Source organism: Streptomyces anulatus (genome assembly GCF_014650675.1).
GTDB classification, from domain to species: domain Bacteria; phylum Actinomycetota; class Actinomycetes; order Streptomycetales; family Streptomycetaceae; genus Streptomyces; species Streptomyces anulatus.
In genome coordinates this window covers 445,547-458,504 of the sequence record NZ_BMVK01000001.1, presented here as the reverse complement: position 1 = coordinate 458,504, position 12,958 = coordinate 445,547, and the positions used below count along the sequence as shown (strand labels likewise).

The following is a 12,958-nucleotide window of genomic DNA, read 5'->3' as shown; positions in this document are numbered from 1 at the left end:
CGTCCCGGACCGCCCGAGCAACGGGCCGGCCCCAACCGCCCCGCCCCCCAGCACCGCACCACACCCGTACACATCACACCCGTACACACCGGCCCCGCACGGGCCGCCCGAACAGTGGAGAGCGATGACCGACCTGTGGACCGGCGAGAGGATACGCCTGCGGGGCGTCGAACCGCAGGACTGGGAGGGCTTCCGGGCCCTGGCCCTGCACACCGTGGACGCCCGCAACGCCGACGTGGTGGAGCCGCCCCGCTCGGACGAGAGCTTCCGCGCCTGGGCCACCGAGCGCGCCGGCCGCACCCCGAACCCGGCCGCGTACCAACTGGTCATCGAGACCCGCTTCGAGCATGCCTTCGTCGGCGCGGTGTCGGTCGGCGAGACGGACGCCCGGGCAGGCCGCTTCCGTACGGGCATCGAGGTCACCCGGGAACACCGCCGCCAGGGCTACGCGGCCGAGGCCTCCGAGCTGGTCCTCACCTACATGTTCGCCGAACAGCGCTGCCACAAGTGCGAGGTGGAGGTCTACGCCTTCAACGACGCCTCCCTGGCCCTCTACCGCAAACTCGGCTTCGTGGAGGAGGGCCGCCTGCGCCAGCACGAGTTCTTCGCGGGCGCGTACCACGACGTGGTCCTGCTGGGCATCACGGCGGACGAGTACTGGGCGGGACGGGCCCGGCCTTCGCTGCGGTGACGACACCGGTCGTCAGTTCCCGTCCGTCGACGAGCGAGGGCCGCCACCTCCCGGAGGAGATGGCGGCCCTCGGCCTCCCGGGCGCGGGTGAGCCGGCCCGTGGTGTTCCTAGATGTCGAAGTACAGCTCGAACTCGTGCGGGTGCGGCCGCAGCTGGATCGGGGCGATCTCGTTCGTGCGCTTGTAGTCGATCCACGTCTCGATCAGGTCCGACGTGAAGACGCCGCCCGCCTGGAGGTACTCGTTGTCCGCCTCCAGGGCGTCGAGCACGGCCGGGAGGGACGTCGGGACCTGCTGGACGTTGGCGTGCTCCTCGGGAGCCAGCTCGTAGAGGTCCTTGTCGATCGGCTCGGCCGGCTCGATCTTGTTCTTCACGCCGTCCAGGCCCGCCATCAGCAGTGCCGAGAACGCGAGGTACGGGTTCGAGGACGGGTCCGGGGCGCGGAACTCGACGCGCTTGGCCTTCGGGTTCGAGCCGGTGATCGGGATGCGCATCGCGGCGGAGCGGTTGCGCTGCGAGTACACCATGTTGACCGGGGCCTCGAAGCCGGGGACCAGGCGGTGGTAGGAGTTCACCGTCGGGTTGGTGAAGGCCAGCAGCGACGGGGCGTGCTTCAGGATGCCGCCGATGTAGTAGCGGGCCATGTCCGAGAGGCCGGCGTAACCCTGCTCGTCGTAGAAGAGCGGGACGCCGCCCTGCCACAGCGACTGGTGCACGTGCATGCCCGAGCCGTTGTCGCCGAAGATCGGCTTCGGCATGAAGGTCGCGGTCTTGCCGTTGCGCCAGGCGACGTTCTTCACGATGTACTTGAAGAGCATCAGGTCGTCGGCCGCGGCGAGCAGCGTGTTGAACTTGTAGTTGATCTCGGCCTGGCCGGCCGTGCCGACCTCGTGGTGCTGGCGCTCGACCTGAAGGCCGTTCTTGTCCAGCTCCAGGGAGATCTCGGCACGCAGGTCGGCGAAGTGGTCGACCGGCGGGGTCGGGAAGTAGCCGCCCTTGTAGCGGACCTTGTAGCCGCGGTTGTTCTCCTCCGACCCGGTGTTCCAGGCGCCGGCCTCGGAGTCGATGTGGTAGAAGCTCTCGTTCGCCGACGTCTGGAAGCGGACGTTGTCGAAGACGTAGAACTCGGCCTCCGGGCCGAAGTACGCGGTGTCCGCGAAGCCGGTCGAGGCGAGGTAGGCCTCGGCCTTCTTGGCGATGTTGCGCGGGTCACGGCTGTACTGCTCGCCCGTGATCGGGTCGTGGATGAAGAAGTTGATGTTGACGGTCTTGTCACGGCGGAAGGGGTCCACCCGAGCCGTCGACAGGTCCGCGCGCAGCGCCATGTCCGACTCGTGGATGGCCTGGAAGCCGCGGATCGACGAACCGTCGAAGGCCAGTTCCTCGGCCGGGTCGAAGGTCGCTGCCGGGATCGTGAAGTGCTGCATCACCCCGGGCAGGTCGCAGAACCGGACATCGATGAACTTGACGTCGTTGTCCGCTACGTACTTCTGCACTTCGTCGGCGTTCTGGAACATCCAACTCCTCCTACTCCCGGCCCGGGAGGGACGGGGTTGTAGCTCGTGGTGCGGCCAGTGCGGTGGCACACGCTGGACCCGACCATAGGCAGGCGTGATTTCTCAAGCGTGACCCATTTGTTTCGCCCAAGTTAACCGGGGCGGTGGCGGGCGGCATCTCCGCGACTGTTTCCGGTGCCCCGCCCGCCCGGGGGCAAACATGGGCGCAGTACCGTGGACGGGTGGACAACAGGCAAGCAATCGGATCGTGGCTCTCGGGGCCCCGCGCGGCCGCCGAGGAGATGGGCGCCGACTTCGGCTACCGGGGCAAGGGGCTCGGGCTGCCCGAGGAGGGGCCCGGCTCGGTCGCTCCGCTCGGACGGCGCTTCGGGGCCCTCTTCATCGACTGGTCGCTCTGCATGGTGATCGCATACGGGCTGCTCGCTCGTGGTGACCAGCAGGCGGCGGGGAACTGGGCGCTCGGGGTCTTCCTCGTGATGAGCCTGCTGACCGTCGGCACCATCGGCTGCACGCCCGGGAAGCGCATCCTGGGCGTCCGGGTGGTCGCCGACGACGGTGGGCGGCTCGGGTTCGTGCGGGTCGTCGTGCGGACCGTGCTGCTCCTGCTCCTCATCCCCGCGCTGGTCTGGGACCGCGACGGGCGCGGACTGCACGACCGGCTGTCCCGCGCCGTGCAGGTCCGGATGTGACCTCCGCGTACGCGAGGTGAGGGATGCGGCCTCCCCCTACGTGACATGAGAAACGGGGCGGCCCCGGGACCGTTATCGGTCCGGGGCCGCCCCGTTTCACGTATGTCCCGGTCAGCGCATCTTTCCGCCGCGCGGCATCCGCATGCCCTTGGGCATCGGGCCCTTCGGCAGCGGCATGTTGCTCATCAGGTCGCCCATCGCGCGCAGGCGGTCGTTGGTGGAGGTGACCTGCGGGCCGGTCAGGACGCGGGGGAGCTTCAGCATCTTGGTGCGGACCTTCTTCAGGGGCACCTGGCCCTCGTCGTTGCCGACGATGATGTCGTGCACCGGCACGTCCACCACGATGCGGGCCATCTTCTTCTTCTCGGCCGCCAGCAGGCTCTTCACCCGGTTCGGGTTGCCCTCGGCCACCAGGACGATGCCGGCCTTGCCGACCGCCCGGTGGACGACGTCCTGGCTGCGGTTCATCGCCACCGCGGGGGTGGTGGTCCAGCCGCGTCCGATCCGGTCCAGGACGGCGGCCGCCGCTCCGGGCTGGCCCTCCATCTGTCCGAAGGCCGCCCGCTCGGCGCGCCGGCCGAAGACGATCGCCATCGCGAGGACGGCCAGGACGAAGCCCAGGATGCCCAGATAGACGGGGTGACCGATCGCGAAGCCGATGCCGAGGAGGACACCGAACGTGACGATTCCGACACCCGCGACGACAAGACCGATCTTGCTGTCGGTCCGCCTGGTCATCTTGTAGGTCAGGGCGATCTGCTTGAGCCGCCCTGCGTTCTCGGCGCTGTCCGCGCCTTCAGTTTTTGCCTTCCTCGCCATGTTCTGAAGTTTACGTGGCGGGGGAGCGACCTAGGAACGTGGGAGTGACCCGGGAACGGGGGAGCGACCTAGGAACGGTGGTCGGCCACGGCGTCCAGCACGTGCTGGGCCTCCACCCGGTCCTTGGCGCGGCGGCGGTCCTCCAGGACGGCCGTCCAGGCGTTGCGGCGGGCGGTGCGCTGGCCGCTGCTCAGCAGCAGCGACTCGACGGCGCGCAGGGCGGTGGTGACGGACGGAAGGGCGTGGGCGCGGACCGGTGCGGCCTGCATCGTGGTGTTCCCCCTCGGAATGGATGCGCCTGCGGGGCGCGGATGAGTGTGGGAAGCCGTGACGGCGGTGGCTGCTGGAGTCGCTGCCGTACGTGTACCCAGGGTCACTGCTCGGTGTTACCAGCGCATGACCGGGCGGTCAAACACCAATGAAGCCTTGATTCCGGTGCCGCGCACGCCGAGGCGGTCCGTACGCGTCCCCGACCTGCGGGGAGCGTCCGGACCGCCTCGGTGATGCGGTTACTGCTCGGTAATGATTCGTGAGCGGATTCACACGGCCTGTGCGGCCTGGGTGCTCCCGGCGGCGGCGACGCCGCGCGCCTCCATCGCCTGCTGGAAGAGGCGCCCCGCGCGGTACGAAGACCGCACCAGCGGGCCCGACATCACGCCGGAGTAGCCGATCGCGTCGGCCTCGTCCTTCAGCTCGACGAACTCGTGCGGCTTCACCCAGCGCTCGACCGGGTGGTGCCGTACGGAGGGGCGCAGGTACTGCGTAATCGTGATGAGCTCGCAACCTGCGTCGTACAGGTCCTGGAGCGCCTCGCTGACTTCCTCGCGGGTCTCGCCCATGCCGAGGATCAGGTTCGACTTGGTGATCAGACCGGCCTCGCGGGCCCGCGTGATGACCTCCAGGGAACGCTCGTAACGGAAGCCGGGGCGGATCCGCTTGAAGATCCGCGGCACCGTCTCCACGTTGTGCGCGAGCACCTCGGGGCGCGAGGAGAAGACCTCGGCGAGCTGCTCGGGCTCGGCGTTGAAGTCGGGGATCAGCAGCTCGACCTTGGTCGCGCCCGCCTCCCGCTCCGCGGTGAGCGTGTGGATCTGGCGGACGGTCTCGGCGTACAGCCAGGCGCCGCCGTCCTCCAGGTCGTCGCGGGCGACGCCGGTGATGGTGGCGTAGTTCAGGTCCATCGTGACGACCGACTCGCCGACGCGGCGGGGCTCGTCGCGGTCCAGCGCCTGCGGCTTGCCCGTGTCGATCTGGCAGAAGTCGCAGCGCCGGGTGCACTGGTCGCCGCCGATGAGGAAGGTGGCCTCGCGGTCCTCCCAGCATTCGAAGATGTTGGGGCAGCCCGCCTCCTGGCAGACCGTGTGCAGCCCTTCGCCCTTCACCAGCTGCTGCAGCTGCTTGTACTCGGGGCCCATCTTCGCCCGCGTTTTGATCCACTCGGGCTTGCGCTCGATGGGGGTCTGGCTGTTCCGGACCTCCAGGCGCAGCATCTTGCGCCCGTCGGGTGCGACAGCGGACACTCCGGCTCCCCTTTGCTCTCTGCTGCGTTGGATTCGCGTCGGGTTCGCGTGGGATGCGCGAGCGTTTCGCGAGGGACTCGCTTTGGATTCTTTGGCGAACACCAGGGTACGCCCGTACATCAAACGGCCTTACGCCTGCCCAACCTGCGGCCGACGGGGCCTATTCCCCGGCCGATGGCGGCGGTCGGGCTACTGGTCGGTACGGCCGTGCGGCCGGTTCGGCGGGTAGGGCAGGTTCGGACCCCTAGGCCGGGGCCGGGGCCGGGGCCGGGGCGGCCGCGGCCTTCGGCTGCTCGACCGCGCGCGGCGCGAGCTCCGCGTTCTCCAGGATGTCCCGCAGGTGCCTCTCGGCGACCGGCAGCACCTCCTCGATGGTGATCTCCCGGCCCAGCTCGTTGGAGAGGGACGTGACACCCGCGTCGCGGATGCCGCACGGCACGATCCGGTCGAACCAGGTGTTGTCCGGGTTCACGTTGAGTGCGAAGCCGTGCATCGTGACGCCCTTGGCGACCCGGATCCCGATCGCGGCCAGCTTGCGGTCCTCGCGGCGCTGGCCGGCGTTGGACGGGGCGTACTCGGGGCCGTTCAGCCGAGGGTCGAACTCCTCGTCCTGGAGCCTCGGGTCGAAGTCCAGCGAGAGCCCGCCCAGCGCCTGGCGCTGCTCGACCGGGTCGCCGAGCACCCAGACGCCGCTGCGGCCCTCGACCCGGGAGGTCTCCACGCCGAAGTCGGCGGCCGTGCGGATCAGCGCGTCCTCCAGCCGGCGGACGTGCGCGACGACGTCGACCGGGCGCGGCAGCTTCTGGATCGGGTAGCCCACGAGCTGCCCGGGGCCGTGCCAGGTGATCTTCCCGCCTCGGTCCACATCGATGACCGGGGTGCCGTCCAGCGGGCGCTCGCTCTCCGCCGTGCGGCGCCCCGCGGTGTAGACGGGCGGGTGCTCCAGGAGCAGACAGGTGTCCGGGACCCGGTCCTCGAACCGGTCCGCGTGCACCTCGCGCTGCTTCTGCCAAGCCTCCGTGTATTCGACGGCCTGTTCGCCGAAGCCCAGACGGACGAACCGCAGTTCGCTCACCGATGCCTCCCTACGTGGGCCCCGCGTGCCCGGAGGGGTGTCCCCGGGGTGACGGAACCCTGCACTGATCGCGCCCGCATCCACTGTACGACCGTCGCCCGAACAGGCCCCCGGCAGGTGCGGGCGCCGGTCCCGGGCCCGTCCGCGGCCCGGGACCGGACCGTCCACAGGTCGGGCGTTTCCGTCAGCTCTGTCCGGAATCCTCACACGATCGGATGAACGTGGAGCAAAGGTGGACTGAGACGGCTCCGGTGGCCGCTAAATTCGCGCCGTTCCCATGAGGGCTGCCCGTCCGGCCCCGAAGGCAGGAGACCGTACAGCTGATGTCGGAACGACCCCCGCAGCGCACCCCCAACCGTCGACTCGCCTCACTCATCGCGGAAGCCGGCTTCTCGCACGCCGGCCTGGCCCGCCGGGTCGATCAGCTCGGCCTCGAACACGGCCTCGACCTGCGGTACGACAAGACCTCGGTCACCCGCTGGCTGCGGGGGCAGCAGCCGCGCGGCACCACGCCCGCGCTGATCGCCGAGGTCTTCACCCGGCGGCTGGGGCGGCGGCTCTCCGCGCAGGACCTCGGGCTCGACGCCTGCGCACCCGTCTACGCGGGCCTGGAGTTCGCGGCCACCCCCGCCGAGGCGGTCGACATCGTCAGCGGACTCTGGCGCAAGGACTCCGGCACCCACGTCGAGCTGCGCAAGATCGCCTTCACCCCGGCCGGACTCGTCGTCCCCAGCCGGGACTGGCTGATCGGCCGGGCCGACGAATGGGTGGCCCGGGACGGCGCCGCCGCCCGCCGGGCCGGGGGAGAGGCCGGGTCCCCCTCGCCCGGCCGCCCGGACGGGGCGCCGCGCACCGAGGTCCGGGGACTGCCGCGCCCGGCCGCCGGACCGCTGCGGCCCACGCCCCCGGGCCCGGCCGCCACGCACCCCGCCGCCACGCATCCGCCCGCCGGGGCGCCGCCCGGGACCGGGGCGCTGCCCGTGGTCCCGCGCCAGCGCCAGACGGACCGCGGGCCCGGCCAGCGGGTCGGCGGCGGGGACGTCGCCGCCCTGCGTTCGGTCGGCGAGCTGTTCCGCACCCTCGACCACGCCTACGGCGGCGGCCACGCCCGGCAGGCCCTCGTGCGGTATCTGGAGCACGAGGCCGAACCGATGCTCCGGGGCACGTACGGCGAGGCCACCGGACGCCGGCTGTTCGCCGCGGTCGCCGACCTGACCCGGCTGGCCGGCTGGACCTCGTACGACATCGCCGCCCACGGCCTGGCCCAGCGGTACTTCGTCCAGGCGCTGCGGCTCGCCCAGGCCGCCGGGGATCGCGGGTACGGCGCCTACGTGCTGATCACGATGAGCCGTCAGGCGGTCTACCTCGGGCACGGCAGGGAGGCCGTCCAGCTCGCCCGCGTGGCCCAGCAGGGCGTCGGCTCGGCCGCCCCGCCCCTCGTCCAGGCGCTGCTGCACGCGGTCGAGGCGCGCGGGCACGGCGTGCTCGGCGAGGCACGCTCCTGCACCGCCGCCCTGACCCGGGCCGAACACGCCCTGGAGACCGCACGTCCCGGCGACGAGGTGCCGCACTGGGCCCGCACCTTCGACGAGGCGCAGCTCGCCGACGAGCTGGGCCACTGCCACCGGGACCTCCAGCAGTACCGGGCCGCCGCCCAGCACGCCGAGCGGTCGCTCCAGCTGCGCGCACCGGCGTACGCCCGCAGCAGGCTGTTCTGCCGGGTGGTCCTCGCCTCGGCCCGGCTGGGCCTGGGCGAGTTGGACCAGGCCTGCCTGCTGGGCGCGGAGGCGGCCCAGCAGGCGGCCGAGATGCGCTCGGTGCGCGCCACGGAGTACGTACGCGCCTTCGAGCGCAGCCTGGAGCCCTACCGGGACGCGGTCGCCGTACGCGGCTACCGCGACCGGGTCGCCGCCCTCGGCTGACCTCCGCAGACACGGGGCCGGCCCCTGCGGGACCCGGGCCGGGGCTCACGCCGCCTCCGGCAGCCGCGGACTCCCCTCGTGGGTGCCCGGGACGGCGAGGTCGGTGAGGATCGCCTCCGCCGCCCGCCGGCCCGACTGCAGCGCGCCCTGGACCGTGCTCGTGTCGCGGTGGTCGCCGCACACGTACAGCCCGGCCAGCACCCGCACCGGGCGGCGCGGATCGTGCGGGGCCTCCATCGCGGGCACCGCCTCCGGGTCGTGATGGGTCGCCAGCAGCTCCCAGCCGTCCGTCGGCACGCCGTACAGCGCCGCCAGATGCGCCCGCACCGAGCGGTCCAGGTCCGGCGGCGGGGCCCCGAGCACCGTCGAGGTGATCAGCGTCCGGCCCTCCGGCGCCCGCGAGGGGTCGACCTCGCTCATCACCGCGGTGTACGCCACCGGGCCCGACCGGTCGCCGTCCAGCACCAGCGACCTGCCCGTCGGCGGCGGGGCGGGCGCGGTGTGGTGAAGGACCGTCACCGGGTGGAAGGACGGCACCCGCAGACCGGGCAGCAGCTCGGCCGCGGCCCCCGCTCCGGTCGCCAGCAGCAGGGAGCGGCACCCCAGTTCACCGTGCTCCTTGGTGCGTACGGAGGTGATGTCGGCGGCCGTCACATGCACCCCGGTCCGGACCGTGCCCGGCGGCAGCGAGGCCGCCAGCAGCTCCGGCAGCGCGGACGACCCGCCCGCCGGTACGCACAGGCCGCCGCGCGCGTAGTCCCGCAGGGCGAGATCGGCGCACCGGCTCGACGTGGTGAGGGCGGGGTCGCTGAGCAGGGCCGTGAGCAGGGGGCGCAGGACGCCGTCCACCGTACGGCCGGGCAGGCCGACGCCGGGCAGGGAGCCGACGACGGTCCGCTCCGGGCGGGCCAGGAGCCGGGCCTGCGGGGTGGCCGCCAGCCGGGACAGCGCAGCGCCCAGCCGGGCCCGGTCGATCGCCCCGGTCACCACGCCGCCCCGGCCGCCCCCGCGCGCCGGGGCGCCGTGCTCGTGCCCGTACGCGCTCTGCGCCGCCCGGGGAGCGCGGGGAGCCCAGGGAGCTCGGGGGGCGCTCGATCGGGTGCGTACTGCCTTGAGTGCGCCCCTCGCGCTCCGTATGTCGCCGGTGAGATGGCGGCGGCCCTCGCTGTGGACCAGGACGCCCGGCGCGAACTCCCGCAGTTCCGGAGCGCCGAGCCCCGGGGTGCCGGTCAGCTCGGGCCAGGACGTGCAGAGGAGCGGGCCGAGCCGGTCGAGCCGGAAGCCGTCCACCTCGTCGGTGGCGAGCCGGCCGCCCACCCGGGGCTCGGCCTCCAGGACACTGACGCCGAGCCCCGCCCCGATGAGCAGGTGGGCCGCTGACAGGCCGGCGATTCCGGCCCCGATGATGACCACGTCTGCGTGGTGTGCCGTGCTGCGCACGTGCCCCTCCCCGAGTCGGTGCGACTGGTGGGAGGCTCATGCCCCCAACAGGCCCCCGGAATGCCGGAGTTCGCAACGAGGCTAGGAGGATGGCTGATACTGCGTCAGACGCGCGCGCCGGGGAGCACCGGGGCACGGGGTCGCACACGCGGCCCCGGCGCGACCGGTCGGGTCTCGCGGGGGACCGGCGGGCCCCGCGCGGGCGGCTCAGCGCAGCGCGGCGCGGATCGCCCCGTCGATGCCGGGGAAGGCGAACGAGAAGCCGGAGTCCAGCAGCTTCGCCGGGATCACCCGCTGGCTGCCCAGCACATCCTCAGCGAACTCCCCGAGCGCGATCCGCAACGCGGGCGCCGGCGCGGGGAACAGCGTCGGGCGGCGCAGCACCCGGCCCATCGCGGCGGTCACCTCGGCGTTGGTGACCGGCTTCGGACCGGTCAGGTTCACCGGCCCGGTCAACGACTCGGTGTCCAGGATGTGGCGCAGCGCCGCGACATGGTCGTGCAGCGCGATGAAGCTCCAGTACTGGCGGCCGTTGCCCAGCCGCCCGCCCAGCCCCGCCTTGAACAGCGGGAAGAGCCGCCCCCACGCCCCACCCTCGCGGCCGACGACCAGCCCGGTCCGCGCGTGCACCGTGCGGATGCCCGCTTCCTCGGCGGCGGCGGTGGCCGCCTCCCACTCCTCGCAGACCGAGGGCAGGAACCCGTCCCCGGGCGGCGCGCTCTCGTCCACCGGGCGGTCCCCGGTGTCGCCGTAGAAGCCGATGGCGGACCCGGCGAGCAGCACGCGGGGCGGGGCGTCGAGCGAGGCGACGGCCTCGGCGACGGCGGCGGTCCCCAGGACCCGGCTGTCCCGGATCTCCCGCTTGTAGGCGTCGGTCCAGCGATGGTCGCCCACCCCGGCACCGGCCAGGTGCACGACGGCGTCGCAGCCGACGAGGCCGGCCACGTCCACGTAACCGCGCTGGGGGTCCCACTCGACCTCGTCGCCGGTTCTGGCGGGGCGGCGCACCAGGCGGGCCACCTCGTGCCCGTCGGCGCGCAGCGAGCGCACCAGCGCCGCTCCGATGAGTCCGGACGATCCGCTGACGGCGATACGGGAGCTCGGCATGGGCCCATCCTGCCCCATGAAACGCCTCGAACACCGGGAGCACCGCGTGACAAAGTGGCCCCATGGCCGCACTCACCCTCCGCCCCGTCCGCACCGCCGTGCAAGCCGACGACGACCGGCTCGCCGAGCTCGACCGGTCCACCTGGTCGACGCTGCACGCGGTCCTGCCGAAGCCCGTGCCCCCGTTCGACCCCTTCTTCGGGGAGCGGTATCCCCCGCAGGACGTCCTCGTGGTGGAGGCGGACGCGGAGACGGAGGGCGGCGCGGCCCGGATCGCCGGGTACATACGTCTCGTCCCGCCCACCCCGCTCGCCGCCAACGCCCATGTCCGCCAGATACGGGGCCTCGCCGTGGCGAACTGGGCGCGCGGGGCCGGCGTGGGACGGATCCTGGTGCGGGCCTCGTTGGCCGAGGCCCGCCGCCAGGGCGCCAACCGGATCACGCTGCGGGTGCTCGCGCACAACGACCCCGCCCGCGCCCTGTACGCCTCCGAGGGCTTCGCCGTCGAAGGGGTGTTTCCCGGGGAGTTCTTCCTGAACGGGCGTTACGTCGACGACGTCTGCATGGGACGCTCGCTCGGCCCCGCCTGAGCGCCGGGGGTCACCGGGGCCCGAAGCGGTCCCACAGCTCGGGGAAGCGGGCGGCGAGCGCCTCGTCGTCCTCGAAGTCGACCGGGGAGCCCAGCGGCTCCCCGGCCTGCGGCGGCAGCCCCAGGTCCGGCGCGACCACGCCGGTGAGCTGCTCGTACGCCTCGTCGGCCGCGTAGCCCAGCTCCTCGCCGTCCCCGTCGATCCGCTCGTCGAAGTCCTCCAGCAGTTCCGCCAGGCCGTCCGGATCGTGCAGCGCCCCCTCGAAGACCTCCCGGCCCTGGCCGATCAGCCAGCAGCGGAAGTAGTCGAACGCGTCGTCGCTCGCCCCGCCCAGCAGCACGGTGGCCGCACCCCACAGATCCCAGTGGTAGGCGCGGTTGTAGCGGGCCTCGAAGTGCCGGGCGAAGTCCAGCACGGAATCGGGATCGAGCTGCACCAGCCGTTCCACCAGCAGGTCGGCGTGGTCCTCGGGGTCGCCCTCGGCGGCCTCGCGGGTGCTGTCGATGATCTCCCAGAATTCCGTTTCGTCCATCACGGGTCCAGCATCCAGCCTGCCGGGGGCTCCCGCACGCGCAGACACCGAATTGAAGCCTTTCAGCGATACATCTCGCGCAGGCGTTCGGCGGCGTCCGCGAACCGGATCCGCAGCGACTCGGGCGCCAGGACCTCCAACTCGGGCCCCAGCGCCAGCAGCTGGCCGTAGGCCACGTCCAGCGATTCCACCGGCAGCGTGAGGGTGCGCAGGCCGTCCGGACCCGGCTCGGGGGCCTCCGCGAGCGCGGTGGCGGCCGCCGCCCGGTCACCGGTGTACGCCAGCATCCGCGCCCCGCGCCCGGACACCCGTACGGTCACCTCGGTACGCAGCAGGGACCGGGCGAACCCGGCGGCCCGCTCCTCCCAGAACCCGGGCAGGTCGAAGCTCTCGTCCCGGTCGAAGCGTGTCTCGGCGGGCTCCACGGCGGTGAAGCGGTCGATCCGGTAGACCCGGAAGTCCTCTCCCGCCCTGGCGCAGAGGTACCAGACCCCGGCCTTGAGGACGAGACCGTACGGAGCCAGCTCCCGCGCCACCTCCGTCCCCTCCTGCTCGCGGCCCCCGCCCCTGCGGTAGCGGGCCCGCAGCAGCCGGTCGTCCCAGACCGCGTCGGCGATCACGGGCAGCAGCTCGGGGGTCTCCGGCTCGTGGTACCAGGAGGGCGCGTCCAGGTGGAAGCGCCGGGCGGCGGAGGAGGAGGCGTCGCGCAGGGAGGGCAGCAGCGCCGCCGACACCTTGAGGCGGGCGGCCGACGCCGCGTCCTCCAGGCCCATCTCGCGCAGCGCGGCGGGCAGACCGGAGAGGAACAGCGCCTCCGCCTCGTCCCGGGCGAGGCCGGTCAGCCGGGTGCGGTAGCCGCCGACGAGCCGGTAGCCGCCGGCCCGGCCGCGCTCCGCGTACACCGGGACGCCCGCGTCGGAGAGCGCCTGCGCGTCCCGGGTGACCGTACGCTCCGACACCTCCAGCTCGGCCGCCAGCTCCGCGGCGGTCATCGCGGGGCGGGACTGCAGGAGCAGCACCATCTTGATCAGCCGGGCAGCGCGCATGGGCCCATT

At 72.7% G+C, this 12,958-nt stretch carries 13 protein-coding genes; 4 read left to right on the top strand and 9 right to left on the bottom strand.

The annotated features are described in order from the left end of the window. The first annotated feature begins 124 nt into the window (after nt 1-124). Nucleotides 125-691 carry a GNAT family N-acetyltransferase gene (locus IE272_RS02040; protein WP_056706492.1) on the top strand — a complete coding sequence of 189 codons (567 nt, stop codon included), beginning with the start codon at nt 125-127 and terminating at the stop codon, nt 689-691. A 108-nt stretch (nt 692-799) separates the two neighbouring features. On the opposite strand, the gene glnA is transcribed toward IE272_RS02040, so the two are convergent. Continuing rightward, the gene (gene glnA, locus IE272_RS02035) at nt 800-2,209 is read right to left on the bottom strand and encodes a type I glutamate--ammonia ligase (protein ID WP_007450202.1); all 1,410 of its coding nucleotides are present in this window, start codon (nt 2,207-2,209) and stop codon (nt 800-802) included. A gap of 281 nt (nt 2,210-2,490) precedes the next feature. On the opposite strand from glnA, the gene IE272_RS02030 reads away from it, so the two are divergent. Further along, complete coding sequence (locus IE272_RS02030) at nt 2,491-2,898, top strand: RDD family protein (protein WP_190006314.1); 408 nt, start codon at nt 2,491-2,493, stop codon at nt 2,896-2,898. 111 nt (nt 2,899-3,009) lie between these two features. On the opposite strand, the gene IE272_RS02025 is transcribed toward IE272_RS02030, so the two are convergent. From IE272_RS02025 to lipB, 4 genes are all read right to left on the bottom strand, one after another. Beyond that, the gene (locus tag IE272_RS02025) at nt 3,010-3,717 is read right to left on the bottom strand and encodes a DUF4191 domain-containing protein (RefSeq protein WP_007450204.1); all 708 of its coding nucleotides are present in this window, start codon (nt 3,715-3,717) and stop codon (nt 3,010-3,012) included. A 68-nt stretch (nt 3,718-3,785) separates the two neighbouring features. After that, nucleotides 3,786-3,986, bottom strand: a complete 201-nt coding sequence (locus tag IE272_RS02020) for an SCO2195 family GlnR-regulated protein (protein WP_007450205.1) — start codon at nt 3,984-3,986, stop codon at nt 3,786-3,788. A 270-nt stretch (nt 3,987-4,256) separates the two neighbouring features. Continuing rightward, nucleotides 4,257-5,237, bottom strand: coding sequence for a lipoyl synthase (lipA, locus tag IE272_RS02015; protein ID WP_007450206.1), 981 nt, complete (start codon nt 5,235-5,237; stop codon nt 4,257-4,259). Between the two features lie 244 nt (nt 5,238-5,481). Further along, nucleotides 5,482-6,312 carry a lipoyl(octanoyl) transferase LipB gene (gene lipB / locus IE272_RS02010; RefSeq protein ID WP_190006115.1) on the bottom strand — a complete coding sequence of 277 codons (831 nt, stop codon included), beginning with the start codon at nt 6,310-6,312 and terminating at the stop codon, nt 5,482-5,484. Between the two features lie 323 nt (nt 6,313-6,635). Between lipB and IE272_RS02005 the strand changes: the two genes are divergently transcribed. Next, nucleotides 6,636-8,234 carry an NsdA family TPR-like regulatory protein gene (locus tag IE272_RS02005; RefSeq protein ID WP_056706486.1) on the top strand — a complete coding sequence of 533 codons (1,599 nt, stop codon included), beginning with the start codon at nt 6,636-6,638 and terminating at the stop codon, nt 8,232-8,234. 45 nt (nt 8,235-8,279) lie between these two features. Here the strand turns inward: IE272_RS02005 and IE272_RS02000 are convergent, their stop codons facing one another. Both IE272_RS02000 and IE272_RS01995 read right to left on the bottom strand, forming a co-directional pair. Beyond that, nucleotides 8,280-9,674: an NAD(P)/FAD-dependent oxidoreductase gene (locus IE272_RS02000; RefSeq protein WP_190006114.1), complete on the bottom strand. Its 1,395-nt coding sequence runs from the start codon at nt 9,672-9,674 to the stop codon at nt 8,280-8,282. A gap of 207 nt (nt 9,675-9,881) precedes the next feature. Then, nucleotides 9,882-10,781, bottom strand: a complete 900-nt coding sequence (locus tag IE272_RS01995; protein WP_050357988.1) for a TIGR01777 family oxidoreductase — start codon at nt 10,779-10,781, stop codon at nt 9,882-9,884. Between the two features lie 62 nt (nt 10,782-10,843). Between IE272_RS01995 and IE272_RS01990 the strand changes: the two genes are divergently transcribed. After that, nucleotides 10,844-11,371 carry a GNAT family N-acetyltransferase gene (locus tag IE272_RS01990; protein WP_190006113.1) on the top strand — a complete coding sequence of 176 codons (528 nt, stop codon included), beginning with the start codon at nt 10,844-10,846 and terminating at the stop codon, nt 11,369-11,371. A 10-nt stretch (nt 11,372-11,381) separates the two neighbouring features. On the opposite strand, the gene IE272_RS01985 is transcribed toward IE272_RS01990, so the two are convergent. Then, nucleotides 11,382-11,903, bottom strand: coding sequence for a DUF4240 domain-containing protein (locus tag IE272_RS01985; protein ID WP_050357990.1), 522 nt, complete (start codon nt 11,901-11,903; stop codon nt 11,382-11,384). A gap of 62 nt (nt 11,904-11,965) precedes the next feature. Beyond that, nucleotides 11,966-12,949 (bottom strand): helix-turn-helix transcriptional regulator, encoded by a 984-nt coding sequence (locus tag IE272_RS01980; RefSeq protein WP_050357991.1) that lies wholly within the window; start codon nt 12,947-12,949, stop codon nt 11,966-11,968. Nucleotides 12,950-12,958: the final 9 nt, after the last annotated feature.

What these genes read in the sequence shown, in the direction of transcription:
- IE272_RS02040 (WP_056706492.1), top strand. Translation starts at nt 125, where the DNA reads ATGACCGACCTGTGGACCGGCGAGAGGATACGCCTGCGGGGCGTCGAA.
- glnA (WP_007450202.1), bottom strand. Translation starts at nt 2,209, where the DNA reads ATGTTCCAGAACGCCGACGAAGTGCAGAAGTACGTAGCGGACAACGAC.
- IE272_RS02030 (WP_190006314.1), top strand. Translation starts at nt 2,491, where the DNA reads ATGGGCGCCGACTTCGGCTACCGGGGCAAGGGGCTCGGGCTGCCCGAG.
- IE272_RS02025 (WP_007450204.1), bottom strand. Translation starts at nt 3,717, where the DNA reads ATGGCGAGGAAGGCAAAAACTGAAGGCGCGGACAGCGCCGAGAACGCA.
- IE272_RS02020 (WP_007450205.1), bottom strand. Translation starts at nt 3,986, where the DNA reads ATGCAGGCCGCACCGGTCCGCGCCCACGCCCTTCCGTCCGTCACCACC.
- IE272_RS02005 (WP_056706486.1), top strand. Translation starts at nt 6,636, where the DNA reads ATGTCGGAACGACCCCCGCAGCGCACCCCCAACCGTCGACTCGCCTCA.
- IE272_RS01995 (WP_050357988.1), bottom strand. Translation starts at nt 10,781, where the DNA reads ATGCCGAGCTCCCGTATCGCCGTCAGCGGATCGTCCGGACTCATCGGA.
- IE272_RS01990 (WP_190006113.1), top strand. Translation starts at nt 10,844, where the DNA reads ATGGCCGCACTCACCCTCCGCCCCGTCCGCACCGCCGTGCAAGCCGAC.
- IE272_RS01985 (WP_050357990.1), bottom strand. Translation starts at nt 11,903, where the DNA reads ATGGACGAAACGGAATTCTGGGAGATCATCGACAGCACCCGCGAGGCC.
- IE272_RS01980 (WP_050357991.1), bottom strand. Translation starts at nt 12,949, where the DNA reads ATGCGCGCTGCCCGGCTGATCAAGATGGTGCTGCTCCTGCAGTCCCGC.